23 protein-coding genes and 2 pseudogenes are annotated in these 25,048 nt (G+C 51.8%); 4 read left to right on the plus strand and 21 right to left on the minus strand.

The window, feature by feature from the left end; genetic code table 11:
- Positions 1-262: 262 nt before the first annotated feature.
- Positions 263-667, plus strand: coding sequence for an alpha/beta hydrolase (locus tag HPY52_14695; protein ID NPV81486.1), 405 nt, complete (start codon positions 263-265; stop codon positions 665-667).
- Positions 668-909: 242 nt separating this feature from the next.
- Here HPY52_14695 and HPY52_14700 read toward each other — a convergent pair whose 3' ends face one another.
- Positions 910-1,125, minus strand: coding sequence for a hypothetical protein (locus HPY52_14700; GenBank protein NPV81487.1), 216 nt, complete (start codon positions 1,123-1,125; stop codon positions 910-912).
- Positions 1,126-1,549: 424 nt separating this feature from the next.
- Here HPY52_14700 and HPY52_14705 point away from each other — a divergent pair, with 424 nt between their 5' ends.
- Positions 1,550-2,995, plus strand: coding sequence for a metallophosphoesterase family protein (locus tag HPY52_14705; protein NPV81488.1), 1,446 nt, complete (start codon positions 1,550-1,552; stop codon positions 2,993-2,995).
- Between the two features lie 220 nt (positions 2,996-3,215).
- Here the strand turns inward: HPY52_14705 and HPY52_14710 are convergent, their stop codons facing one another.
- The 16 genes and pseudogenes from HPY52_14710 to HPY52_14785 form a co-directional block, all read right to left on the minus strand.
- Complete coding sequence (locus tag HPY52_14710) at positions 3,216-3,740, minus strand: hypothetical protein (GenBank protein NPV81489.1); 525 nt, start codon at positions 3,738-3,740, stop codon at positions 3,216-3,218.
- Positions 3,741-3,878: 138 nt separating this feature from the next.
- Positions 3,879-4,214, minus strand: coding sequence for a PadR family transcriptional regulator (locus HPY52_14715; protein NPV81490.1), 336 nt, complete (start codon positions 4,212-4,214; stop codon positions 3,879-3,881).
- 645 nt (positions 4,215-4,859) lie between these two features.
- Positions 4,860-5,536 (minus strand): annotated as a pseudogene (locus HPY52_14720) (hypothetical protein).
- A 435-nt stretch (positions 5,537-5,971) separates the two neighbouring features.
- The gene (locus HPY52_14725) at positions 5,972-6,307 is read right to left on the minus strand and encodes a hypothetical protein (GenBank protein ID NPV81491.1); all 336 of its coding nucleotides are present in this window, start codon (positions 6,305-6,307) and stop codon (positions 5,972-5,974) included.
- 252 nt (positions 6,308-6,559) lie between these two features.
- Complete coding sequence (cobO, locus tag HPY52_14730; protein NPV81492.1) at positions 6,560-7,096, minus strand: cob(I)yrinic acid a,c-diamide adenosyltransferase; 537 nt, start codon at positions 7,094-7,096, stop codon at positions 6,560-6,562.
- Positions 7,097-8,194: 1,098 nt separating this feature from the next.
- Entirely contained in the window at positions 8,195-9,067 is an 873-nt protein-coding gene (locus tag HPY52_14735) for a TIM barrel protein (protein NPV81493.1), read from the minus strand.
- Positions 9,068-9,119: 52 nt separating this feature from the next.
- Positions 9,120-10,187 (minus strand): Gfo/Idh/MocA family oxidoreductase, encoded by a 1,068-nt coding sequence (locus tag HPY52_14740; GenBank protein NPV81494.1) that lies wholly within the window; start codon positions 10,185-10,187, stop codon positions 9,120-9,122.
- Positions 10,188-10,331: 144 nt separating this feature from the next.
- Positions 10,332-11,108 carry a TIM barrel protein gene (locus HPY52_14745; protein ID NPV81495.1) on the minus strand — a complete coding sequence of 259 codons (777 nt, stop codon included), beginning with the start codon at positions 11,106-11,108 and terminating at the stop codon, positions 10,332-10,334.
- A 99-nt stretch (positions 11,109-11,207) separates the two neighbouring features.
- Positions 11,208-12,194 carry a sugar phosphate isomerase/epimerase gene (locus HPY52_14750; protein NPV81496.1) on the minus strand — a complete coding sequence of 329 codons (987 nt, stop codon included), beginning with the start codon at positions 12,192-12,194 and terminating at the stop codon, positions 11,208-11,210.
- 176 nt (positions 12,195-12,370) lie between these two features.
- Positions 12,371-13,597 carry a Gfo/Idh/MocA family oxidoreductase gene (locus HPY52_14755; GenBank protein ID NPV81497.1) on the minus strand — a complete coding sequence of 409 codons (1,227 nt, stop codon included), beginning with the start codon at positions 13,595-13,597 and terminating at the stop codon, positions 12,371-12,373.
- A 229-nt stretch (positions 13,598-13,826) separates the two neighbouring features.
- Positions 13,827-14,561 (minus strand): SIS domain-containing protein, encoded by a 735-nt coding sequence (locus HPY52_14760; GenBank protein ID NPV81498.1) that lies wholly within the window; start codon positions 14,559-14,561, stop codon positions 13,827-13,829.
- Between the two features lie 27 nt (positions 14,562-14,588).
- A pseudogene (locus HPY52_14765) lies at positions 14,589-15,497 on the minus strand (hypothetical protein).
- A 75-nt stretch (positions 15,498-15,572) separates the two neighbouring features.
- On the minus strand, positions 15,573-16,412 hold the full coding sequence (locus HPY52_14770; GenBank protein ID NPV81499.1) for an HAD family hydrolase: 840 nt from the start codon (positions 16,410-16,412) through the stop codon (positions 15,573-15,575).
- Positions 16,393-17,562 (minus strand): sugar kinase, encoded by a 1,170-nt coding sequence (locus tag HPY52_14775; protein ID NPV81500.1) that lies wholly within the window; start codon positions 17,560-17,562, stop codon positions 16,393-16,395. Before HPY52_14775 ends, HPY52_14770 begins: the two co-directional genes overlap by 20 nt.
- A 30-nt stretch (positions 17,563-17,592) precedes the next feature.
- Positions 17,593-17,868 carry a hypothetical protein gene (locus HPY52_14780; protein ID NPV81501.1) on the minus strand — a complete coding sequence of 92 codons (276 nt, stop codon included), beginning with the start codon at positions 17,866-17,868 and terminating at the stop codon, positions 17,593-17,595.
- A 53-nt stretch (positions 17,869-17,921) separates the two neighbouring features.
- Entirely contained in the window at positions 17,922-18,080 is a 159-nt protein-coding gene (locus HPY52_14785; protein ID NPV81502.1) for a hypothetical protein, read from the minus strand.
- A gap of 555 nt (positions 18,081-18,635) precedes the next feature.
- On the opposite strand from HPY52_14785, the gene HPY52_14790 reads away from it, so the two are divergent.
- Together HPY52_14790 and HPY52_14795 are read left to right on the plus strand one after the other, a co-directional pair.
- A complete protein-coding gene (locus HPY52_14790) occupies positions 18,636-19,832 on the plus strand; it encodes a DegT/DnrJ/EryC1/StrS family aminotransferase (protein ID NPV81503.1) in 1,197 nt (398 codons plus the stop codon).
- Positions 19,833-19,982: 150 nt separating this feature from the next.
- Positions 19,983-21,326, plus strand: a complete 1,344-nt coding sequence (locus HPY52_14795; protein ID NPV81504.1) for an NCS2 family permease — start codon at positions 19,983-19,985, stop codon at positions 21,324-21,326.
- A gap of 77 nt (positions 21,327-21,403) precedes the next feature.
- Here HPY52_14795 and guaA read toward each other — a convergent pair whose 3' ends face one another.
- From guaA to HPY52_14815, 4 genes are all read right to left on the minus strand, one after another.
- Positions 21,404-22,963: a glutamine-hydrolyzing GMP synthase gene (gene guaA / locus HPY52_14800; GenBank protein NPV81505.1), complete on the minus strand. Its 1,560-nt coding sequence runs from the start codon at positions 22,961-22,963 to the stop codon at positions 21,404-21,406.
- A gap of 110 nt (positions 22,964-23,073) precedes the next feature.
- On the minus strand, positions 23,074-23,865 hold the full coding sequence (locus HPY52_14805) for a tyrosine protein phosphatase (protein ID NPV81506.1): 792 nt from the start codon (positions 23,863-23,865) through the stop codon (positions 23,074-23,076).
- A gap of 12 nt (positions 23,866-23,877) precedes the next feature.
- On the minus strand, positions 23,878-24,597 hold the full coding sequence (locus tag HPY52_14810; GenBank protein ID NPV81507.1) for a CpsD/CapB family tyrosine-protein kinase: 720 nt from the start codon (positions 24,595-24,597) through the stop codon (positions 23,878-23,880).
- A gap of 49 nt (positions 24,598-24,646) precedes the next feature.
- The gene (locus HPY52_14815; GenBank protein NPV81508.1) at positions 24,647-24,919 is read right to left on the minus strand and encodes a hypothetical protein; all 273 of its coding nucleotides are present in this window, start codon (positions 24,917-24,919) and stop codon (positions 24,647-24,649) included.
- Positions 24,920-25,048: the final 129 nt, after the last annotated feature.

Below are 25,048 nucleotides of genomic sequence, written 5' to 3' on the forward strand. Positions count from 1 at the left end.
GAGAAAGGCAACCCACCTTCGGCCGGCACCACCGGGACATGGGAACGGAGTCGAGCACGGCCGCTGGCGATGGGCTACATGTGGACGCCTGCGCTCGCCCACATCCTGACGCGCGCCGCCATGATTGAGATCCGGGCATGGCAGATTGGCTCGGCCCCAGGATACCATCCCACCGGGGCCTTGCTCGGCGACCCCGCCTTCCACGGGTACCGGGCGGGGCAGTCGCGCACGGGCATCCGCTGGGGTGCCGAAGAACTTATCGATGAGGTCGGCCAGGGGTCCGTGGGGAGCGAAGCATGGTAATCTGCACGGTGGCGCCTGGTATCTCCTCGACAAGGATGTCCTGACGCGCTCCTTTTTCCGCCAGCTCGCCGCCCAGGGACACGTCGTCATGGACGTGGCCTACCGGCCATGCCCCGAGGTCGACGTGCGCGGCATGGTGGCCGACGCCAGGCGGGCGGTCGCCTGGATGAAGAGCAACGCGGCGAGCCACGGGGTCGACCCCGAGAAGGTGGTCCTGATGGGAGCATCCAGCGGTGGGCACGTCGCACTCCTGGCGGCTTATGCGCCCGACCACCCCCAGTTCACGCCGGAGGAGCTGTGCGGCGTGGACACGGTAGTAGGAATACGGGAGGCAGCTCGGGGGCACCTCCCGGATTCTGGATAGGAGGATGAGGAGGATTCACATTCGTTCGCGCCACTAACGGCGCGGGGTGTCATTGGCAGCCCGGGGCGTTACTTGCGGTGCTTGGCATCACTGACGGTGCCCGGCATCTCCCGGGTATACGCCTTGTAGCCGACTCCTCGTACCGTGATAAGGTTACGGGAGATTTTCAGAAAGGTTAACAATAGTTGACGGGAGGAGCCGGGGGTATATAGCTGCGGGGTGGACGGCTAAACGGCAAGAATCTAGAATATTTGCCGTCTCAGTGTGCGGAGTGATAACCACGTGACCACCCCGGCAAGTGGAATGAAGGGTCGGACTCGCAGTATGCAGTATAGAGGTATGACATTGCAGCCCAGGCCCTCGATGATCTCGGGAGCAAAGAACGATGACGTGCCGTTGCCGCAGTTTGCCACCACGCGGAGCTTGTGCTGGCCCGACCTCACCTTGTCGAGCATCATGTTGATCTTATGTTGAGACTCACAAATATCACCCAGGCATATTGAATAGGCTGTTCCTCCACCAGGACCAGATCCGTATCCAGGATGTCAGCAATCTTGCTAACCGCCAGCCATTCCTGATTGATACTGTTGCTTGAGTGGATAGCCGGAACAATAATGTGATTGAGGCAGAAACTGATATCCTGTTATTCTGTTCGGCGTTTTTAGAGGTTTACCGGATTAGCCGGATGTCATGATCGGCATATGGTGGACAAGATTTGATGCAACTTTAACGGTGCCTTTACCGTCCAGTAACTCTTTTGCGTTATCTTGCCCCCATGGAACTCTCCTGCATCCCGCGCCGGGTTGGCGCACCCGACCTCTTGTCACCGGTATGGTGGGTTTGCAGAGAAATCCCTAAATCTGGGCAAGGAGGAGACAGACAATGAAAGCTGGGAAAGCACCCCATGGTTTCTCTCTTATAGGTCTAGTTGCCCTGGCAGTCATCCTGTGTTCCTGTGGCGCCTGGGCAAAGGAGGCCCCTCTGATGTACACGGAACCTTATTTGCTGGCTCCAACCACCAATTCAATTTATGTCTGCTGGATTACGTCGGAGGAGACAACCCGTTCCTATGTTGAATACGGCCCAACCGGCTCTTATGGGTATACCAGAAGCGCAAAGACCTACGAATTGGAAGGATTAAAGACTGTAGACGAGAATGGGAAATATACCGTCCCGCTCAAGGCATACCAGCAAATTGTCCACATTACGAATTTGGAGCCTGGGACCCGCTATTACTACAGGATAGTGAGCGAGACGGGATCCCGCCGCAAGGTGAGCCGAGGATACTATTTCAAGACGGCTCCAAGGCCCGGGACACCTGTGAAATTCATCCTCCTCTCCGACCTGCAGCTCAAGGCCCAGGCGCCAGCCACGGTAAAGCTCGCAGGGCAACAGGAAGCTGATTTCATTATCTATAATGGCGACCTCGTGAATACGCCATATAAAGCCGGGGAATGGTTTTCGGTCCCCGAGACCCCTGAGGAAGACGGGCTGCGGTGGTTCAATATGATGCAGCAGACAGGCGATGGTTGTAAGTTGCTACAGTATATTCCCATTTATCCTTCTCCCGGAAACCATGAAATCGATGCACAGGAGCAGCTCATGGATAAGAGACTGGCAGATAGAGATCGAATGAGCATGAGTATCTACATGCAGCTCTTCCGGCCTCTTTACCCGGAGCAGGAATACCGGGCGAACGGGAAGCACTGGTATTCCATGGATTATGGTGACCTGCACATTGTCTCACTCTCTGTTTTCCGCTGGTTTGCGTGGAAACCGGAAGAAGCGCCGGGCTGGTTTCTCTTTGACGATATAAAGGCAGGGAGCCCACAATACAACTGGCTCAGGGCTGATTTGGAATCAAAGAAGGCCAAATATACATGGGTGACGATGCACTGGCATATGTTCAACCGCGGGACCGACGTGCAGGTGCCTTTTACTGACCCAACTCCCTCCGTAAACGAGCCCGGCCGCATGGAGTATCCCGGAGAAAAGGATTGCCTCCAGCGGGACATCAAGCCCCTCTTTGAGAGCTATGGGGTAAATGCGGTGAGCTACGGGCATTCCCATGTATATGAGCGCTATATCATAAATGGGGTACACTACATAGAGGCTGCCACGATCGGGAACAATTACCGGAGCCCCGATGATCCGTACGAGCCTCATGGTAATCACCCTGTGGTAGAGGAAAACCGCTTCCGCTCCTTTATGCTGGCGTCCATAGACCCGGCTACTGGAATGACGGCTCAGGGGATCCAGGCGAGCGTTGAAAAGGACGGGTTCGGGACCGTTGGGCGCGTTTTTGATGGTTTCACAATAGCCCAGTAGAAGTCCATGCCGCCTGTGCAGCACTATCAGTATGGGACCCCGGCGGCATGAAGGGCAAAAAGGGGCACATGGGCATATTGACGGGGAAGATAAGACAAGCCATACCCTCATAAGAGGGTGTCACCCACCTAAGGGCGAGTCGGGTGGCATCAAGTTACTGCCAGATTCAAGAAAGAGGTGATATAATATAAGAGGCGATGGCCATGAGTATTTTTTAGATTTAGCCCGGCAAGGCAGCGTTGTAAGCGCTCAGAAACAAAACAATAACCCCCAGTAAGATATTCCCATACAAGAGGATCATCTTGAGTTTTTCTTGACCGAATTCAGCTTGAGGTTTTTTCTGGGTCTGTTCGGGAAGCGGCTTTGTCTGCGTCCGATCCGGTTGTTGGCCTTTGCTTCCCATCACAAGACTCCTGACCAGCCCTATTGCTATCATTATTATCACCAGGATATGTTTGACGGTCAGGATCTTAGAGTAGGTATTGCCCATACGAAAGAGGCCCTCAAAAGTCGGGTTATGCCTGGCCAGGAACACTCCACTGAATATGAGCACCACTATGCTCACGTACACAAATTTGGCCAGCCGCCGCTGAAAAATGTCCATGAACTTCTTCATCTCGGCGCCTGGCCCCAGTAGTGTCCTGCCTACAGGCACTAGTATAATGCCGGTCGTAAACAAGCCTCCGAACCAGATGACTGTAGCCAGGTCGTGCAGGAATTTCATTAGCCCATATACCGGTATCACACCTCTTCCTCCTTTATTGCCATCCTGTCTGAATGAGACTTCATTGATCACCAAACTGGAACCAGCCTGGACAGCGCAGAGCTCAACCCTGCTTCAGCTGTAGGGCAAGCGCCCGCAAGAGCGGCCTGAGCAGCTGAGTTAATCAGAACTATCCTGGCAACGCCCTTCATACGCAGCCAGGAATTTGTCCAGCCGGGAACGGTTGGCCTTAATAGTACGAACCCAATCCTCTAAGAGGGCTTGGCCTGCTTGCGTCAGTTCGTACACCCGCTTCGGGGGACCTTGGGAACCCTCTTCCCATGCCGATACAACCATCCCCTGCTCCTCCAAATGGCGAAGGGTCCGGTAAAGAGTCGCTATATCCGCTGAAATACCTTCAAACCCGAAAGCCTTGAGCTTTTCCATTAGTTCATACCCGTGAGCCCTTTCCTCCCTCAAAAAGAGAAGCAGGCAGGGTTCCATAAACCTCTCCATCCGCCCTACTGCACCTGGCCCGTACCGCCGACCGTCCCTATCTCGCAAGTAAACAGCCTCCTTCCCGCCTATACTTCATATTGTGAGCCATGCTATCAACTATATGTATTGTAGCTATAGATTTTGTGTATATAGTTTTTAAGATTATAGTAAGGCTTTGTGTAGAAATTGTCAACGGTATGGCTGTTGTGGTGTACCTGATAAAGAATTGCCCAACCTGGTGACTGCCTTTCGTTGTTCAGGGAAGGAAAGATGGTTACTACAGCCTACAATAAATGCATCCCTATGCCCCGTATTCCTTGACCTTCCATCGAAAACCCGACCGCTTGGCCCGCGTATTTCTCGTCTGGGCCAGGGCCTGTTCCATGTCAAGCGGCTTGGCGCCAGGGCGGTGCAGCCTCCCAGACACCTGTCTTGAAGAGACTTTCCCAGGAAGGCGCCTCATGACGACTCGCTTGCCATATCGAGAAAGGGGATAAACGCGACGCTGCGGCCCCAACGGAAAGGCCGCTACTACCCCTCAAAAGCGGCTGGTATCACCTGGGTCAATGTGGTGGCTATGAGATTGCGCCCGGCCTCAAAGTGACCGGGCTTCAGACTCTCAAGGCAAAGTTCGTCCCATGTCAGGTGAAGAAGAAGAGGTTTAGGGGGAATAAAGGTCCCCTGGCCCAGGCTGGTTTGTAGTATGATGTTAGCCCATAGATCCGTCGCGCCCGGAAATGGTGGAATGAAAGTACCTGCCGCAATCGATTGTTCTGTAGCCTGAGCGATCTGCTGCTTTAAAGACGGGAAGCCTGCTTTACCACAGAAGATGTAATCTGCATAGATGGGCCTCTTGTCGTCAGCGGAATAAAGGATGTCATAACTCTCCCCCGATCCCACTAAAGTGGTGAAGTTCATCTCACCGGCTGTCCGTGGGTTGGCATCCTTGCCGACTATCATACCATGCCAGCCGTGAACATGGAACGGTACCGGTTGATAGCCGATGTTTATCATGCGTAGCAGGAATTTGTCAGGTGGTCTACGAGTAGCGGGATCCCCTGTTGATACCTTTACATAGCTTTCATATCCGTCTGGAATGCTATACCCGAAGTCGGGCTCTAGCGATGTGGGCAGAGTCGTTGGCAGCGGGGTGTCCGGAAAGGCACGCCCGTTGTTGCCGGACCTGTAGGCACGCCGGAGGGTATCGGTTGGACCTTGAACAGGCCGCCGACGAAGCCGAAAACATATATTCGCTTACGCGGCTCGGTCCCTGTGGGACCCGTTGGGAGATTGATGAAACCATCTGTGGCAAAGAGGTTATAGAATAGCCTCTTAGACAAGGGTTTCACCCCCTTTGTAGTCTATTGGCCAAATGATCACGCCTTACTCTCCAATTTACATATGAAGACTATATCTCATCGGTGCTGCCTTTTATACTAAGTAACCAGGGCGTCAGCACTGCACTTCGCGGGAGGATCTTGACAGATCCAGAGAAGCCCTGGTAGTTGGTGAACCTTTCACGGCAAAGTCCTTGATTCTGAAGCCTCATTCAGAAGGGACAGCCCATACGGGTGGACTGCCCCAAATACCACGCATCCAAAGGTGTATCTGACCTGTCAGGCAATGGTCAACCCCATTCATTGGTGGTAAGGACCATCGGCATAAAACTCGTTACCTAAAGCAAAAGGTAGGGCGTTGCCGCTATGTTGTCTCAATGGGCGTCTCCGCCCCACCTATATGCGTCTATCTGGACTACAGTCCAGCATAGACAGCCACTATGGGTCTACCTGTACCGCGCCAAATTCGACGCTGCAAACTCTGTTAAGTGGGATGATAATTGCCCGGACAACTTCCTTTTCTACCAATTCCCCGCCACTTATTGTCTTCACCAAGATGCATCCATTATTAAAGCCTACCAAGATCAGAAGCCCATCAACTATCGTCAGGATCCTTGCGTTCAGGGCTTTCTTGCAGCAATCGTCACATTCAAATTCGACGGCAACGCACTGATCGAAGGGATCACCGAAGGCCTCAATACACTCGAGTTCCTTGATTGCCCTGAGTAACGGTTCGGTGAAGACTCCGGTGTTTCCTACTTCTACCTCTTCCATTGTATAAATCCCCCTCTATTCTCGACCACGCCGCTGGGATTGGTCGATGCGACAGTTACAGAGCTAGCAGGACTCTGCGTTAATAGAATATGTGTAGAGTCTGAGATATGTTACCTGTCTGAGCTTGCCCACGAGCTCCTGCACCGGGGCCCTGAGAGCGGCGGCCTCAGCAGGGAACAGAAGAGATAGAGGCCGAGACGGTAGCGTTCGTTGTATGCTCGCACTTCGGAATAAATAAGGTGGACCCCAATATCAATACTCAATGCCCCGTCGAGCCTCTATCCCCCTATCCATAGGATGTTTTATGGGAACCATTTCAGTAACAAGATCCGCAAGCTCAATTATCGCTGGAGGCATATTCCGCCCTGTTAGCACCACCTCGACTTTAGGGGGCTTTTGGGCCAGCAGCGTCATCACATCCTCGAGCCCGACAAGGCCAAGATTCACCGCATGACTTATTTCATCCAGGACGATGAGATCATACGAATGAGATGCAAAATCCATACCGGCAGCTGCGAGGCCACTGCGGGCAAGTGCCTTCTCTTCCTCGTCCGGCTGTCTTCCTATTATGAATCTCCCGCTCCCAAATTGGCTCACTACGAGGTTCGGCTGTAAAGGCTCAACGGCTCTTATCTCGCCGGTCGCCTTGCCTCCTTTCAAAAACTGGATGAAATGGGTCTTGAGGCCCCACCCTGCCGCTCGGAGCGCAAGGCCCAATGCAGCCGTGGTCTTGCCCTTTCCATCCCCGGTATAAACCTGAATCAGGCCGCGTTTGAGATGCTCCGCCATGATCCTGTTCTCCTTTCGGGATAGTCCTAATGCCAGCCGCCAATGCCCTTCGTCCCCGTGAGAGCGTGGAGAGTCCTTCGCCCGCCCGGCGATTTTTCATATGAGGAACCTGCCGGGAGACCGCACGAGATAAACATGGCAGGCGGCGCTATCTTTCGATGTCGAATTTGGCTATTTGCAGTGTCATCCTACTCATTAGTTTAGCAGATGCTCCCAGTACTCACAAGGAGCCCTAGCGGGCGATGCCAGATCTTAACAAGAAAGCCGAGTAGGGGGCAATGATCCACCCTACCCGGCACCGTTGGGATATCTAGAGCGATATGTGGCGCCAATTAGGCACCTTATTGCCTTTCGATCTGCAATCTATACATTTATATGCACTATCGGAAAGCGACCCTTATAAGCCACCAGAGCACTCCTGCCAAGCCCACCAATATGGATGACAAGAAGAGGATCGTTCCCCAATCCGGGGCTCCCTCATTGGAGTGTGAAGAATTCTCCCCGGACCGTGAGGAATTCTGCGCTGATCGTGAAAGATCTTCCGCGCGGGTTCTATTTTCCCGACGGTCTTTGTTAGCCATTGTATAAACCCCCTATAGAGTTGATGGAATATCATCGATGAATTACCGGCAACAGGGGGTTTATATTTGCTCTGGTTGAAATACGAATCAAGGAAATACATGGCAGTTGTCAAGATATAGGGACCCGACCTTGAGCAAAGGTGGATCTCATGATGGTCCTCGCCGGACACCATGCACAGGGCCAGAAGGCCTGCATGTTCATTGAATAGGGCCCACCTCCATGTGGGATTTTGATTCCTGGATAGGGCTGGGCTATCGGCAAGAGGCATGTCCTCGAGATAAGCTAATGAGTAAGGTGAGTGAATGATATCTCGATTGAGATAGGAAGAACCTATAGTCAACTGAAGGGAGCATAAAGCGACAATCGATAAGATAAGAGCAATGCCCCTTGTGGGGTTGGCAGGAGATACTGGCAGCACTCTCATTTGTCCCTCTTTCCGTTCACATCCACCTGACCTGGCATACCAGCTCCAATAAATGCAGGGGAGCCACCTGTCCAACATGTGATATTCCATAATCAAGGCGCCGTCGAATCCCAGACCTCTCTCAGGAAATCAATAGCCTTTTCCGTTTCACCCTCGAAATCAACCAGCCTGCATTCTATGGACACCCGCTCTCCATAGCCTATGGATCTAAGCTTGCTGAAAAAGCCCTTGTAATCGTATGAACCGCTTCCTGGATACAGACGTCCGGTGTCAGCCACATGTACATGTGCCAGGAGTCCTTTGGCAGCCTCCAGAACGCTGAATCTTTCTTTTTCTTCTTCCATATGATAGAAATCAGCAAGCACTTTGACTTCAGGTCGATTGACTCTTATCGCAAGCTCAACAGCCTCTAGGACCCCATTTATGATGTTTGATTCTCTTCTATTAAGCGGCTCGATAGCCAGGACAATCCCGTGAGTGGCAGCTATATCGCCCGCCATGTTGAGAAAGTGGACAAGCTGTTCTTCCGCACGTTCCCGGCTGAAATCCTCAGGGACCCGCCTCGCCCCTCCGCTTCCAAACACGATGCGCTCGCCACCCATCTCGCCAACTCGACGGATTGCGCGTTCTAGATATTCTCTGATGCTTTCTTCGTTCACTTCTGGCCCGACCAGCCTGATGGACGGGGGGATGAAGCCATTGAAAGCCTCAGGGACAAGCCCGGCCTCATGGACGACTTCCTTGAGTTTCTGGTATTCATCGTCGGAAATGGGACCGGCAACAGTCCCGACGCTAAACTCCACGAAGTCATAACCCACCCTCTTGAGATGAAGAATCCGCCTTCTGAGTCGGTCAAGCTGCTCCTCAAAAGAGAATTCCGGCGCCTGCCCCGCCTCCTTCGGTTCTCGCTGAGCTCTCGACGCATATGGCCCCAGATTCACGCAGCACCCGAATCTCACGGCCATCCTGCCTCCTCCCTTTCTGGGAAAGGCTCGCTCATATAGCAGCGGCTTTCCCCTATTCCGCCCAGGAAAGCTCTATTTCCCTTCCCGTTCTGGCCGATTCATAGATGGCGAGGATTATCCTTACTGCATCCCTACCCTCTTCGCCCATTATCATAGGCCTTCTGCCTTCTCGAATAGCATTCACCATATCTTGAATCTGGATAAAATGCAGGTTGCTCCCGATTCCTCCTGGGTCGGCACTCCCAGAGGCTCCACCACCTGTGCCATATTGTGAGAGCACTTCCTGCTCTTCCTCCTTTTCCCTTTCGCCCTTGATCCTCCAAGTCACTATTCTATTGTTCGTCATATAGATACTGCCATTTTCACCATGGATCTGGACAGTGGTATCAAGCCCTGGGTATGCGCATGTGGTGCCTATTATTGTTCCCACTGCACCGTTCTTGAAAGTCACCAGGGCCACGCCAAGGTCCTCGGTCTCGATCTTATGCGCGAAGATGCCGGTCTTGGCGAAGACAGATTTCACTGGCCCCATGAACCACTGAAAGAGATCTATGGTGTGGATGGACTGATTCATGAGAGATCCGCCGCCATCCATTGCCCATGTCCCGCGCCAGCCACCGGCATCGTAATACTCTTGGGTCCTGTACCACTTAACCTGCGCATTGCCTGTAATCAACCGGCCCAAACGCCCAGAGGCCACTGTCTCTCTGATCTTCCGATTTGCCGGCGCCATCCTGTTCTGGAATACAGCGCCCAACATCACACCATTCTCTCTGCATGCCCTTATCATGGCGTCGATCCTTTCAAGCTTGATATCGAGAGGCTTTTCGCAGAAAACATGCTTCCCGGCGCTAGCGACATCTATGGCTATATCAGCATGCATTCCGCTTGGCGTGCACACACTCACCACATCTATGTCGTCCCGCTCAAGCATTTTCTTATAGTCAGTATAGGCCTCGCAACCAAGTTCTTCCGCCACAGAATGAAGACGTGCCTCGTCGATATCACATACAGCTACTAATTTACAGTTCTCAGCCTGCGACGCACACTTCGCATGCAGTTTACCGATTCCCAATCCTATGACAGCATAGCCCACTGTATCAGGCTTCACTCTCGCCATCTTCCGATCACCCCTAAAGATATAGATAGTCTTCCATCGGATGAATGAATGTCGTTGGATACTGGGATCGTGGGGCTTGACATGAATCGCCGAACCCCTCGCAATAGAAGCGAGGGGTCCCATACAGATCTTTTCCCAGCAGACCTATTTCCCCATTGCCCTCAGCCTATCCAGGCATACCTTCACCGCTTCGAGCGGCGGATAAAGGTCGCTCTCGTATTCCACAATATACCATTCCGTATTACCTTGTGTTTCACATAGATGGAAGATTTCGCTCCATGGTACGTCATCCTCGCCGATCATGGTGCGATAACCATTCCGCGGATCGTCCTTTCCGAGTCGCTTGGAATAGGGTTTGAGATGCACGGTCCTTCCTCGGCCAGGATATCGCTTCAAGATCGCCACCAGGTCAGCGCCGCCATATAGCGCATTCCCCATGTCAAGCTGCATTATGACATCCTTCTTGGTGTTGGAAAAGAAAGTATCCCATGGCTCTTCACCATCGAGGGGCTGGAATTCAACATAATGATTGTGATACCCGGTGAACATCCCATGCGGAGCCAGTTTATCAGCCAGACGATTGAAAAAGTCGGCGAGTTTGAGCCAATCAGTGCGCGAGGTGCGTAGGTTTTCCGGAATTCCTGGGATAATGATGAAGCGATTACCTAGTTTTTTGTTGAATGCAATGGTCTCCTCGAGTTTAACGTCCTGGACCAATTCAAACGGGGTGTGCCAACCGCAGCATGTCAAACCCAATTCGTCCAACAGGGCCCTTAGTTCTTCCGCAGGATGCTTTGGATAGCCGGCGAATTCTACGCCTTCGTAACCCATGTCCGCTACAGCCTTCAAGGTGCCTCTCAGATCCTTCTCCAAGTCATGCCGGACAGAGTATAGTTCCAGACCGATCGGTATCCTTGCCATCTGCCATTCCTCCTTACCAGACTTCCGGCGATCACCCATGCATGCCGGATTTTCATCCCCCGCATCTCGCCGCATCTCGCCTATTCTCCCGTATCTCGCCTATTTCTTCATTGCCTCATCAAATGCCATCCTTGAAGGTGTGAAGCAGAGCTTCTTCACGAATTCCAGCGCTTCCTTTGCTCCAAACTCACGGTCCATGCCGCTGTCTTCCCATTCCACAGAAAGGGGCCCACTGTAATCCATGGCATTGAGCTCACGGATTACCTCCTCGAAGTTGACATTGCCATGCCCGAGGGAGCGGAAATTCCATCCTCTGCGATTATCACCAAACGGCAAGTGCGAACCAAGTATACCTGCCCTTCCGTCCAAAGTAATTGCAACGTCTTTCATGTGCACGTGATAGACACGATCCCTAAACTCTCGCAAGAAGAGGTGTGGGGTGACTCCCTGCCAGAGGAGATGGCTTGGATCGAAGTTGAGTCCCAGTGTTGGTCGATGATTGAAAACCTCAAAGAGGCGCTGCGTGGTATAGAAGTCATAAGCAATCTCTGTGGGGTGCACTTCGAGGGCGAACTTGATTCCATTGCGATCGAATTCATCCAGGATGGGAGTCCAAAGCTCAAAGATTTCCTGGTAAGCTGCCTCGATCATCTCGTCTGGGGTCTGCGGAAATGAGTAGAAGAATTTCCAAATTGGAGAGCCTGTGAATCCAGTGACCACATAACACCCCATGTTCTTGGCGGCTCGCGCCGTATACTTCATTTCCTCAATTCCCCACTCACGGATCCTAGCGGGGTCGCCTTTCACAGACGCGGGCGCAAAGTTGTCTAGACGCTTGTCATAAAGATCTCCTACGCACTGGCCGGCGAGATGCGCCCCCAGCGCCCAGCATTTTAGGTTATATTTGCTCAAGATGGCCTTTCTCTCGGCCACATAATCGGGATCCTCTGCTGCTTTCCTTACATCCATATGATCTCCCCAGCAGGCGATTTCCAGGCCATCATATCCCATCTCGCTCGCCTTTTTGCATATCTCCTCGAAGGTCAAATCCGCCCACTGCCCGGTAAACAAAGTTATGGGTCTCATCTGCTACACACCTCCCGAAATTGCCGGCTACAAGCCCATATAGTCTACCTTCGTCATTTTTTGGCCTGGCCAGCTGCCATCATAGCTGACGGCTCCGCCAGCACCTACATATAGTCTATCCTCGCCATTTTCTAGCCGCCCAGCCACGGCTAATGGCTAGTTGATCCATTGCTGATCTAACGGAGAGAAACCCAAATAGAACCCTTATGAGAACTTTCCACGCTCTTGTTGATAAATCTCACGCCATCTACACCGGCTTCAACACTCGGGAAATCAAGATCCTCAGCTGTGAGATCCTGCCCAGCCTTCTTCTTCAGCAAAGCTCCGGCAAAAGCTGAATAGATATTGGAAAAGGCTTCATAATAGCCCTCCGGATGTCCTGGAGGTATACGCGAGAATTTCGCAGCCTGCGGATATATGTAGCCAGTCCCCCTAGAAAGAATCTGGACAGGCTGACCAAGATAGGCGACCTTCAGGTAGTTAGGATTTTCTTGCTCCCATTCGATCGATCCCTTTGTGCCGACGATACGGACTCTGAGCCCATTGTCATGCCCGATTGCAACCTGGGAACACCAGTAAACGCCGGTGGCGCCGTTATTATATTTCACCAGGATCTCGGCGTTGTCATCGAGCTTCCTTCCCTCACCGAAGATGTCGAGGTTCGCACAGAGGGAATCTATCTTCAGCCCGGTTATATAGGCGACCGTATTCTCAATATGACTGCCGATATCTCCCACGCAGTTGGAAGCACCGGATTGCTTGGGATCCGTCCGCCATGCCGCCTGCTTGTTCCCTTCTTTTTCGGTGGGAGTGGCAAGCCAATCCTGGAGATATTCACCCATAACTACCCGGATCTCTCCAATGTCGCCCCGGCGGATCATTTCTCGGGCATGCTTCACCATAGGGTAACCGGAATATGTATATGTCACACAGAAAAGAAGGCCCTTCTCTTTTGCGATCTTGGCTAACTCCTCAGCTTCTTCCACTGTAACAGTGAGTGGTTTGTCGCACACTACATTGATCCCATTGGTCAAGAATGCCTTTGCAACCGCATAGTGGACATTATTCGGGGTAACAATTGAGACGAAATCGATCTTGTCCTCTCGCGCGCCTTCTTTTTTGGCCATCTCTTCAAAATCCCTGTACAGTCGCCCGGGATCCAAACCGAGACTCCTGCCAGTGCTCAGAGTGTTTTCGTAACTCCTTGAAAACACTCCGGCTACTAACTGCGCCTTTCCATCGAAGCTTGCAGCTCTCCTGTGCACATCGCCGATGAAGGCGCCCGGACCGCCCCCAACCATTCCGTATAGGAGTTTGCCACCTTCAGACCCTGTCGCTTTCCCTTCGATCACAATATCACTCCCCTTCAAGGCTTTTGGTGACTTCCTTTGGTACGATAGCATGCTGACGGACACGGCAGGCACACTGCCGGGCATGACGGCCCGCCATAATACCCGCAAGATCGTCAGCCTCCGACAGCAGCCCATCAGCTTTTACTGTCCCTGGATCAAGGCAAAGATATCCAGGGGCAAATCATCCTTCCAAAAGATTAATAATTCGCCCTGAATATCCCTTCCCCTCCTAAGCGGCTCCTCAATAAAATGATTTTTCTACTGGCCACCGGGCAGTCTCTCAGCAATAGAATGTTGCTTCCAGCATCTCACAGAGACAATGATATACCTTCACATGCTGCTCCTGGACGCGATCCGTGCGGTTTTCCGGAACGCAAATGGCGAGATCAGCCACCTCGGCAAGGGGCCCTCCTGAAGCGCCGGTGAGCGCTATAGTGGTAAGTCCTTTGGCCTTTGCCGCGGTCACAGCATAGCGCACATTCTGGGCTCTGCCGCTCGTGCTGATACCGATGAGAATATCCCCGGGCTTTCCGAGAGCCCAGACTTCCTGCGCATAAGCCATATGCGGACATGGATTATCATTATCTACCGCGCTCGAGAGTGCGGGATTTGCTCCAAGAACCACCGCCCTGAAGCCGCCTTCGAGGTGTTCTGCGACCTCCGCGCCGCCGGGCAATCCGGCGAACCTGGCTTTATCCTTCTCATCCAAGGGTCTTTTCCTGGTGTACGATTTCAGAAGCTCGCCGGATATATGAAGCGCGTCGGCCATGCTCCCACCATTTCCACATATATAGATACATCCCCCGACTTCCACGCACCTCGCCATAGCGCGGTATACCCTGGCAAGCTCCGGCTCGAGACCTGACATCTCAGGATTGCGCTCGAGGAAGCCCCTTAACACTGAACCCGCGGCTTCAGGGAGATCCAACCCCCCCTGGCTCCCGGTTGGATGGCCGGTCTCCCTCCCCCTGAGAGGCTGGTCTATCTTTTGCTGCCCCAAGAGCCCTACGATCATATGGTAGAGGTTGGGGATGGTCTTGACATGGTCACCTGTAATATGGTAGCCTTGTCCGCCAAGTGATACAGGTCGATTGACGATATTTTTCCTGGGCCTGTAGTAATAATGAGGATGATCCTTGCCTACCGGTGAATGATAATCTCCAAGAGCTATAAGGTCGAAGTTAGCGGTAGTGAATGCCTCAACCTTATACCCAAGATTCCTGGTTATGGATAGAGCCTTTAGAAATACCTCAGGACCTGTTACGGCAGAACCGAAATTCAAGAAGACTCCATTATGTAGCTGAGATACTGAATAACAGAAGATCTTGAAGTCCTGCCCGGTTGCCCATCCTGCCACCCCGAAATTCGCCTTGGGATGCTGGTCTATGATATCAGTGCCCATCGTCTTATGGACTGTAAACGGAACCCCAAGTCGAAAGGCCCTATAGGCCACACTTACGTCGCGATGAGGGAAGATCTCGGGGTGTTCACTCATAAAGCGGCCGATGGACTCTCCATAGCCCAGACCATCTCTGACTCCCTGTTTGAGAGCCTGGTGAATGAATGCCCCAGTCTCCTCAGCCATCCCGAAGGTCCCATCCTCGATGCTAGTGGCTACATCCTCACTAGTCTCGCCTATCATGGCCAGTTCAAAATCATGAATCGAGCCCGCCCCATTGGTGGCCACATGGGTTACGATTCCACGTTCAATGAGATCTATGAGAATGAGGGAAAGGCCAGACTTGATGACATGCGCGCCCATCATCCAGATAACAGGCCGTCCCTTCTTTCGAGCCGATGCCACCCATCCTGCCACCTCATGGAGCTCAAGATTATCAAATGCCGGAGGCGGGGACTCAGGCCGGATAAGGTCACTGAGTTTCACCAGATTCTTGCGTTCCACAATAGGATAAGTTTTCACCTTGCCAAGATCTATCATAGGATAAGGCATTCTATCACCATCTTTCAACTATGTGGATGTCCATATCTTCATTTATGTGGATGCCCCTGTCTTCATTCAGGAGAATCAATGACTCCCGGTCAGGAGATCGACCAGTTCTTTATGATGCGAAAAATCAGATATCATAAGGTCCGCCCCTGCTTCGAGCAACCGCTGCCTCTTTCTGGGGTTGAGCCCATGTCGTTTCACCTCATCAGATGCAACTCCCAATGCTATAGCGCCCCGCTCTTTAGCGTTCCTGATCTCTACCGGACCATCCCCAACCACAAGGAGTGACTCCCCGCTGAGCCCATATTCATCCAAGATTCTCTGAATGATACGCTCCTTGGTATGCTCTTCAGTATCATCAAGTGCCCCATATATCCTTGGTCCGAAGTACTCAGTAATCTGCAAGGCAGAGGCTTCTTCCATCACATACTCATGATCCGTGCCACTTGCCAGATATAACGTAACCCCATGTTCAAAAAGGCTCGCGACGAACGCCCTCGCCCCCATGATCATTAGATCATCAATGGAAGACTCTCCCTGTCCCAACTTCGCGAGCCTCTCTCGAACAGGCTTGAGAAGGCGTTCATTGTAGATCTTCTTATATGCTTTCGCGGTCTCAGGATGGCGTGATAGCCCGTGCCTTCGCACGGCATCTTCCAACCATTTCATCTGATATATGGTAAGGATCCCTGTAGATCTATCTACATATTCCTCAACCTCTTTAATCAGCTCTGGATCGGGCGGGTTCCCATCACAGATCATCTCCACCATTAGAGGTATCATGACATTCTCCCATCCCTGCCTGATAACGGAGATCGTCCCGTCAAAATCGAAAAGAGCATGTCTGATATTGCCGAGTTTGATATCCTGATTGATTATCTCTAGCCATGGATAATCTTTATCGCACATGTGGTTCATCCCAGACCTCCGCTTTCCATTCAGATCTTATGGAATCATATCTCGCTAATATCTCCTCAGGGCTCGCGGTCCCAGTGGTATTCAATTTCTTGACTGTCACCGAAGAGGCCAGATTGGCTATCATGCCCGCTTCCCATGGTGAAGCCCCTCCCGCAAGAGACGCGCACAACGCTGAGAGGAAAGTATCCCCAGCCCCGACAATGTCGACGGGAGGTTCAACAGCTACCCCAGGCAATAAGTAGAAGATAGAATCCTCTATCAAGAGAGCGCCATTTTCACCAAGTGTAACAAAAACGGGCTTTGAAGTCCTCTCGTGCAGCCTTGCTGCTGCCTGTCGCATGGTCGGAATATCAGCCGAATTCGATCCCATGCCGCATGCCTTCAGGGCTTCAAGTTCATTGGGCTTTACGATCATATTAGAAAAATCGCCCACATTTTTGCGAGAATCTACAACAAAGAGCTTTTCCGGATACCTTCTCGAAAGCTCCGTGAGCATCGCGCGCACATTGGGGGTTATCACTCCTGGAGTCACCTGGTCAGCTATAGCTATAACGTCTGCCTCGGGAATGCAATCCCCTATGCTTTTTAGCAGGGCTTCCTCATCTTCTTTTGAAAGCGGAACAGGCCCAAAATCAAGACGAGAATCTTCCTGAATCGAGGCATATCCCTGGAGCATAGGTTTTATGTAGGCAGGTGTGACCTTGCCGGGAAGGCTCAGGCTAAAATCAAGGCATATGCCCTGATCTAGTAGCGCCTTTCTTAAAAGCTCGCCCCGCCAATCAAGTCCGAATACTGTGATTCCCAGCACGGTTCGGAGACCGAGGGCCGTGAGATTCAAGGCGACATTGCCAGCCCCCCCGGGGGAATAAACCTCCTTTACTATCGGCAACGGAAAACGCGGGGTTTCTCGTGAAAGCTCAGATTTCGTCATATCTGCATACCAGTATGCATCGAGACAAAAATCGCCTATAACAGCCACCCGTTTAGCTTTGCATCGATGGAGTATTTCCGTTAGTCGATCGCGAGTCAGAGTTAACTTTCTTCTGTCTGCTATTGATGTATCCATATAATTGAGGAATCTCCATGGCACTCCCTTCTCAAACAAATCCAGATCGGATCTGGCGAGGATATATTCAATCAACGGTCTCATAAGGGGAGGAACTCTCCAGCTGATACCCCGTTAAAATTCTCTAACACCTGATATACCTATACCACACAGTTTTCCATTTTCCTTTATCGGCAAGGTGGAAAAAAGCGTCCAATGCCCTTCTCCCAAAGTAAAGGCGGGAAAGGCCATATAATCCCCTTCTGCAAGAATTTGATATGCTGAAAATAAAGGAGGCCCTCTCGGATCATAATGAATAGTGTTCGTGGCCCGATGAACAATATGTGCAATCAGGCCTGGAAGACACAACGAGCCAAGTGAGCCTCCTGCCGGAACAGAATGTTCCATCATAGTTCCGGCCTCATCAATTCAATTGTGATCACCCACATACAAGATATGATAATCTAACGCATCGCGGCTTTGGTGAGGAAAGCAATAATGGCAGCTGAGCCAATGATAGTAAAAAATATGATCCTGTTGGCGCGACTCTGAAACTGCCTATTATACTGAAAACGCAATGAAGGCTCAGAATGCCTGATCCTTTCCCTCCTTCTGCTAATCATAGCTCTTCCCCCTTCAAAGGGTCACTTTGAGACCCTTCCCCCACACGGCGCTGATTGCAGAACTATAGGATCATCTGTGGCATCTCGGAGTGTAGAAATGAGAAATTGCAGGATCACTCATGGGACATGAATACTGGATCTCGTCCTGCCGAGATCTATTCCAAATGGCAGACAATTACACCAGGCGGCCTGACATCCCCCCTTCTCGTGACAAAGGTTTTGTGGTATGCTAACTTGATGATGCCCCCACGAATTATTCTATTGGACATTGTCAGCCAGATTCCTGCAGTGACGGGATTATTTTGTTGACTCCCTGAAGGCGCGTTGGCAAATGAAGGGCTAGGGCATAATAGGCATAGAGGCCATAATGGCAAGGGGCAGGAATGGTTTCCTCTGTGGAGAATCCATGTACCTTGGGACATGCCTCTTTAGTTATGTGATGCAATGTAGATGGTCTGCTATGGCCATGCCTCCAGGGAGTACCATGCGAAAGGAGTTAAGCCGCCCATGGCGTCAAAACCCACCTTAGTATCAAGGCCGCATACGCATATATCGATGGCGCGACCGTACCATAGTAAAGAAATTGAAGATGCTGTAATCTCCGTCATTCGTTCGCAGCGACTTGTCTGCGGACCGGTCGTAGCGAGTTTTGAAAACGAACTCGCAAGCTATCTCGGAGCGAATCATGTGGTCGCGGTAAGCAGCGGCACAGCCGCGTTGCACCTTGCATTTATGGCATATGACCTGAAACCAGGCGACGAAGTCATCACAACCGCCTTTAGTTTCGCTTCCAGCACAAACGCGATCCTCTATTGTGGAGCAAAACCGGTGTTTGCAGACATTGACCCAAGGACCTATAACATCTCCCCTGCCTCAATCGAGGCTCTCGTCACATCAAGGACTGTTGGCATAGAGCCAGTTCACCTCTACGGCCAGCCTGCGGAAATGGATGAAATCAGGAGGATCGCCTCGAAATATGGCCTATGGATCGTGGAAGATGCGGCCCAGGCCATAGGGGCTCAATACAAAGGGGAAAAAATAGGAGGGTCCAGATCCGGCACCGCAGCGTGTTTCAGCACTTACTGCACAAAGAATCTTCATACAATGGAGGGGGGGTTTATCGCGGTCGAAAATGATAGGATGGCAGAGCGTCTTAAAATGATCAGGAATATCGGCCAGAATGGAAAATACAATCATGTGCACTTTGGGTTCAACTACCGCATGACGGAGGTTCAGGCCGCAATTGGCAGGGCGCAGATCCCTATTCTGGACAAGCTCACAGCAAAACGACAGGAGAATGCATCTCGTCTCACGAGGATGCTCCAGGGACTGCCAGGGCTAGTAACTCCTTATTCTCCACCTTATGTGAAGCATGTATATCACCAGTATACCATACTGGTAGATCCTGACGAGGCGGGGTTCACACGGGACGACCTATCAAGAGAGCTGGCGGCTGCAGGAATCGAAACGTCAGTCCATTACCCGACTCCCATATACCTGCAGCCTTATTTCAAACAGGCTGTCTCAGGTATTCTTGGCCAGGAGCATCTCGATGACTATAGAAAAGGGGTCTGCCCGGTCACCGAGAAAGTCTCGAACATGATTCTTTCTCTTCCTGTGCATCCGGGCCTTTCAAGAAGTGACATCGAATATATTGGGGAAGCTATTATAAAGTGCTTTTCAGAGCACGGAAAGAATATCGAAGGGTTTCAATACGCCATGTCGAATAGAAAGGCTTTAGACTCCTTCTAATATCCATATGCCAGGTTTTGGGAGATCTTTCAGGGCACTTTAGCCATCACTCGCTGAAAGGGGGGCTGGGTTCAATAGGGAGACGGGTGACTGGAGCCCCTGGATCTTGTTTTCTTGCCTGGTTTCATCGATGAGGAGGTAAGAAGTGTAATGGCGCACGGTAACGCCGTAGCAGCGAAAAAAGAGGATTTCCTCGAGAGCCTTTTTCACCTTAGAGAGAATAAGACTACTGTTCGAACAGAGGTTATCGCAGGACTCACTACCTTCATGACGATGGCATACATCATCATAGTCAATCCCAACATCCTCAGCAAGGCAGGGATGGACATTGGCGCAGTCACTGTGGCCACATGTCTTGGCGCGGCCCTGGGGACCTTTGTCATGGCGCTCTATGCCAACTACCCCTTTGCCATGGCTCCAGGCATGGGGCTCAACGCCTTTTTTGCATTTACAGTTTGCCTTGGCATGGGCATAAGCTGGCAAGTCGCATTAGGCATCGCCTTCATAGATGGAGTAATCTGCTTGCTGCTGACCTTGACCAGGGCTCGACAGGCCATAATAAATAGCGTCCCAATGACACTGAAGCTCGCTACGGGAGTTGGAATAGGACTATTTATCGCATTCATTGGCCTCCAGGAGGCGGGCATCGTGGTAAAAAATGACGCAACCCTGGTATCACTTGGCAAAATAAGCTCTCCCAACGTGTTGCTTGCGCTATTTGGGCTTGCGGTAATAGGGCTCCTGCTTTCAAGAAAGGTCAAAGGCGCGCTTCTGCTTGGCATCATGATCACAAGTGTGGTCGCCATGATAGTCGGCCTTACCCCGTTTCCTCGCAGCATAAAAGATATCATCGGAGCGCCGCCGAGTCTTGCTCCAACATTCCTGAAAATGGACGTCCTGGGCGCCCTCAACATAGGCCTGATTGCCATCATTTTCACATTTACTTTCGTGGACCTGTTTGACACCGTCGGCACTCTTATAGGGGTGTCCACAAAAGCCGGATTCTTAGATAAAGACGGTCAACTCCCGAGATCCGGACAGGCCCTGATATCAGATTCAATAGGTTCGGTTGGCGGGGCTCTCTTTGGCACCAGCACTGTTACAACCTATATCGAAAGCGCGGCAGGCGTGGCCGAGGGCGGCAGGACAGGCCTTACAGCGGCTGTGGTCGCTGTGCTTTTCCTTCTTTCCCTGTTCTTCGCGCCGCTTGTGAAGCTCATCCCCTCTGCGGCCACCGCTCCGGCGCTGATCATAGTGGGGCTATTCATGATGGAGCCGGTGCTAAAGCTTAACCTCTCCGACTACACAGAAGCGATACCGGCGTTCCTGACCATAATCATGATGCCTCTTGCCTACAGCATAGCGGAAGGACTTGTTTTCGGAGTCCTCTCCTATGTGATCATCAAGACGTTGGCAGGCAAGATGAAAGATGTAAGCCTCACCATGTGGATTCTTGCCATTCTCTTCGTCATAAGGTTCATCATCATGCGTTAGAAGAAACTGGTGCAGAGGGGACAACAGAAAGATATAAGATGGCTACCTGATCGTTTTACTTCAGGTAGCCATCTCGATTATTCCCACTCGATGGTCGCAGGAGGTTTTGAGCTCACGTCATATACCACACGGTTGACATGGGGAACTTCGCTGATTATACGACTTGAGATGCGCTCGATGAGGTCATACGGCAGCCTCGCCCAGTCGGCGGTCATGCCATCCTCACTGGTGATGGCACGGATGACGATGGGATAGGCATAAGTCCGCTGGTCCCCCATGACGCCGACGCTCCGTATGGCGGGAAGGACCGCGAATGATTGCCATAGATCACGGTATAGTCCAGCCTTCCTTATCTCCTCTTCTACTATTGCGTCGGCTTCCCTCAGTATATTGAGTCGCGAGCGAGTCACAGGCCCGATGATCCTTACTGCAAGCCCCGGGCCCGGAAATGGATGACGCCACACCATCTCCTCCGGCAAGCCTATCTCGAGGGCAGCCCTTCGAACCTCGTCCTTGAACATATATCTCAGTGGCTCTACAAGTTTGAGATTCATTCTCTCCGGCAACCCGCCCACATTGTGATGGCTCTTTATGCGGGCCGCCGGACCTGTATCAGTAGCGGTGCTCTCAATGACATCAGGATATAGCGTGCCCTGGACCAGGAACTCTACATCGCCGAGCCGCCCTGATTCCTCCTCGAAGATGCGGATGAACTCATGACCAATGCGCCGACGCTTCTCCTCAGGGTCCCTTACCCCCTTGAGAGCCGAGAGGAAGCGCGCCTCTGCATCCACATATATCACGTTGAGCTTGAAATGATCTCGTAATCTAGATAGAACTAGCTCAGGTTCCCCCTTCCGCAGGAGTCCGTTATTTACGAAAATGCCTGTCAGCCTATCTTTGATGGCCTTATGAACGAGAAGCGCCGCAACTGACGAGTCCACGCCTCCTGACAGGGCCACAACCGCCCTGCCATTCCCTATCTGCTCCCTGATCCTTTTCACAGACTCATCCACAAATGCCGCAGGAGTCCAGGTGGGGTTGATATCACAGATCTTGAAAAGGAAGTTGCGGAGAATCTCCATGCCACGTTCCGTATGCACAACTTCTGGATGGAATTGGATCCCCCATAGACAGCGCGATTTATTCCGCATGGCGGCCGCAGGGGTATTATCCGTATGAGCCAAGATCTCGAACCCCGGAGGTAGTGTCATAACCGAATCCCCATGGCTCATCCAGCATATTGTCGAAGGAGATTCACCATTCTCGGGGGCAAAGCCGGCAAAGAGATCAGAGGCATCATCAATGTAGAGCCGCGTCTTCCCGTATTCGCGCCTGGAGGCAGGCGCAACTTTGCCGCCGGTCTCAACTGCCATGAGTTGCATCCCGTAGCAAATCCCAAGGAGCGGTATGCCGAGTTGAAAGATCCTCCCATCACACCGGAGGGCTCCTTCCTGGTAAACACTAGCCGGCCCGCCTGATAGTATGATACCCTTAGGATGCCTGCGTTCTATCTCTTCAGCCGAAATCCCATGGCCTACAATCTCAGAATAGACACCGAGTTCTCGCGTTTTTCTCGCGATGAGCATGCTGTATTGGGAGCCAAAGTCGAGAATTATGACCAGATCATGATCCATGTATCGCACCAGCCTTGACTGCTATCAACAGAATAATTCAACATCAAGTATACCAGAAGCATGTCCGGATGGATAGTCATGCCACTGTGAAAGCAAAAAGCTCCCCTTGATTAACCTCTCCCCCACCCAAAAGAGAATAGTCTTCTGTGCCGATGTAGCCGGACCTCGCCGCGATCAACCTCACTATTCTCGATTACGGCGCGCGGAATTCCCTCTACCATCTCCCTTGCCAGCTCCCTGCCCACTAGCCTGGCAGCTACGGCCCAGGCTCGATCCAATCTGCAACGACGCGTACGAGCATTATGGCCATCGCTGGCGATGATCTGAACCAATCTGCTCTCGATGAGGAATTCCGCCGCCCTGCGCGCATGAGGACCGAATTCGCCTGTTATGCTCCCTGCGCTGACTTGTCCGAGAGCCCCGCTCTGGAAAAATTCATAGAATGATCCAGGATCAGACATGATCCTGGCATTCCTTTCAGGATGGGCGATGATAGGAACATATCCTGCAGAAGCTAGGCTGAAGATCACGTGCTGGCTATATATAGGGATATCTTGAAAGGGAAGCTCTATCAATACATAACGCGATGCTCCCCCGATGGTGCAATACTCACCTGACTTCAGCCTTGAAAGAAGATCTATATCAATTGCGATCTCTGCTCCCGGCAGCAGCTTGAGATAGATACCTTTTCTAGAGATCTCCCGTCCCAGATCCCTAACATGAGACTGGATCATGTCCGGCCCTATCAGGGCTCCCCCCGGGAGAATGTGAGGTGTCGCTACAACAACTTCGGTGCCTCCAGAAACGGCATCATGAGCCATGAGCGTTGAAGTCTCAATTGAATCTGCCCCATCATCGATACCTGGGAGAATATGAGTGTGTATATCAATCATCTCAATCACCGGCCATTGATATTAGGACGAACGCGTAGTTCGCGCCCCTTCATTGTTGCTGGAATAGTAGTAATAGTAATAATACCCATAAGAAGCCTCATTCTTTACGTCATTGATCACAATACCCAGGATTCTACCCCGGGAATTCTCCAATAATGTCTTGGCCCTGACAGCAGCCTCCCTGGAAGTCGCTCCGAGTTTTAGCACCAGGAGGACCCCATCAACCCTGGGGGCCAATACAGCCGCATCTGTCACTGCGATAACAGGGGGGGTATCATAGACCACAATATCGGCCTCTTGAGACAATGCTTGAATTACGGAATTCATGGCGCCCGATCCAAGAAGTTCCGCCGGGTTCGGCGGCAGGGGACCGCTGGTGAGGATACGGAGCCCACGAATCCTAGAATCCTGCAGGGCATCCACACCGTTTCCGCCCAGAAGCATGTTGGTAAGGCCGACATCATTTTTCAGGGAAAACAGGCTATGAAGCCGTGGTCGCCTCAGGTCTGCGTCCACGAGGATTACCTGCTTTCCTGACTGGGCGAAAGCAATGGAAAGATTTGCGGCTACTGTGCTTTTCCCCTCTCCGGGTCCGGTGCTCGTCAAAAGCAAGCTCTTTAGGGGCTTGTCCAAAGACGCAAATTGCAGATTCGTCCTGAGAGTCCTAAATGCCTCGGTGACCGGCGATCTGGGGTCATGATACGCAATAAGTGTTTTCTCAGGGTGTTCCTTTGTTGGCAAATCAAGTCACCACCTGAAGGTTTGCAAAAGCGCAAGAACAAATGTGAAGTCAGATGCTGGAACTCACCCCGCTGCTTGCTACTCGTTTCTTGCGGAATCGCTTCATACTTGGAATGAATCCCAGGATGGGGAGTCCAAGCGCCTTTTCAACTTCTTCCTGACTCCTAAATGAAACATCCATGAACTCTCTTATGAACGCCAGTCCCAGACCGATGAATAGGCCGAGAAAAGCAGCAACTGCCACATTAAGAAGCTTTCGTGGCCTGATTGGAATTTGAGGGACAATAGCCCGATCTAGCGGCTGGATATCCGCTACCTTCATAGCCTATCTCAATGTTTTAAAGTTAGCTCTCTCGATCTCGCCTTCTCTCCATTTTTCAATAGATTAAACCGGCGTAGTCGTCGGGGCTGTGGATATGTGGGCAACGCGAAGCGTTGTCCAAGCGGCTGT

It is taken from the genome of Bacillota bacterium (assembly GCA_013178415.1).
Lineage (GTDB): Bacteria > Bacillota > SHA-98 > Ch115 > Ch115 > Ch115.

Bases quoted from the DNA above. Each gene is read 5' to 3' on its own strand.
- HPY52_14725 (NPV81491.1), bottom strand. From the start codon at position 6,307: ATGGAAGAGGTAGAAGTAGGAAACACCGGAGTCTTCACCGAACCGTTA.
- HPY52_14755 (NPV81497.1), bottom strand. From the start codon at position 13,597: ATGCTATCGTACCAAAGGAAGTCACCAAAAGCCTTGAAGGGGAGTGAT.
- HPY52_14695 (NPV81486.1), top strand. From the start codon at position 263: ATGAGGTCGGCCAGGGGTCCGTGGGGAGCGAAGCATGGTAATCTGCAC.
- guaA (NPV81505.1), bottom strand. From the start codon at position 22,963: ATGGATCATGATCTGGTCATAATTCTCGACTTTGGCTCCCAATACAGC.
- HPY52_14700 (NPV81487.1), bottom strand. From the start codon at position 1,125: ATGATGCTCGACAAGGTGAGGTCGGGCCAGCACAAGCTCCGCGTGGTG.
- HPY52_14705 (NPV81488.1), top strand. From the start codon at position 1,550: ATGAAAGCTGGGAAAGCACCCCATGGTTTCTCTCTTATAGGTCTAGTT.
- HPY52_14735 (NPV81493.1), bottom strand. From the start codon at position 9,067: ATGGCCGTGAGATTCGGGTGCTGCGTGAATCTGGGGCCATATGCGTCG.
- HPY52_14715 (NPV81490.1), bottom strand. From the start codon at position 4,214: ATGGAGAGGTTTATGGAACCCTGCCTGCTTCTCTTTTTGAGGGAGGAA.
- HPY52_14760 (NPV81498.1), bottom strand. From the start codon at position 14,561: ATGATCGTAGGGCTCTTGGGGCAGCAAAAGATAGACCAGCCTCTCAGG.
- HPY52_14745 (NPV81495.1), bottom strand. From the start codon at position 11,108: ATGGCAAGGATACCGATCGGTCTGGAACTATACTCTGTCCGGCATGAC.
- HPY52_14785 (NPV81502.1), bottom strand. From the start codon at position 18,080: ATGATTAGCAGAAGGAGGGAAAGGATCAGGCATTCTGAGCCTTCATTG.
- HPY52_14790 (NPV81503.1), top strand. From the start codon at position 18,636: ATGGCGCGACCGTACCATAGTAAAGAAATTGAAGATGCTGTAATCTCC.
- HPY52_14740 (NPV81494.1), bottom strand. From the start codon at position 10,187: ATGGCGAGAGTGAAGCCTGATACAGTGGGCTATGCTGTCATAGGATTG.
- HPY52_14780 (NPV81501.1), bottom strand. From the start codon at position 17,868: ATGATGGAACATTCTGTTCCGGCAGGAGGCTCACTTGGCTCGTTGTGT.
- HPY52_14770 (NPV81499.1), bottom strand. From the start codon at position 16,412: ATGAACCACATGTGCGATAAAGATTATCCATGGCTAGAGATAATCAAT.
- HPY52_14815 (NPV81508.1), bottom strand. From the start codon at position 24,919: ATGAAGGTAGCGGATATCCAGCCGCTAGATCGGGCTATTGTCCCTCAA.
- HPY52_14795 (NPV81504.1), top strand. From the start codon at position 19,983: ATGGCGCACGGTAACGCCGTAGCAGCGAAAAAAGAGGATTTCCTCGAG.
- HPY52_14750 (NPV81496.1), bottom strand. From the start codon at position 12,194: ATGAGACCCATAACTTTGTTTACCGGGCAGTGGGCGGATTTGACCTTC.
- HPY52_14775 (NPV81500.1), bottom strand. From the start codon at position 17,562: ATGAGACCGTTGATTGAATATATCCTCGCCAGATCCGATCTGGATTTG.
- cobO (NPV81492.1), bottom strand. From the start codon at position 7,096: ATGGCGGAGCATCTCAAACGCGGCCTGATTCAGGTTTATACCGGGGAT.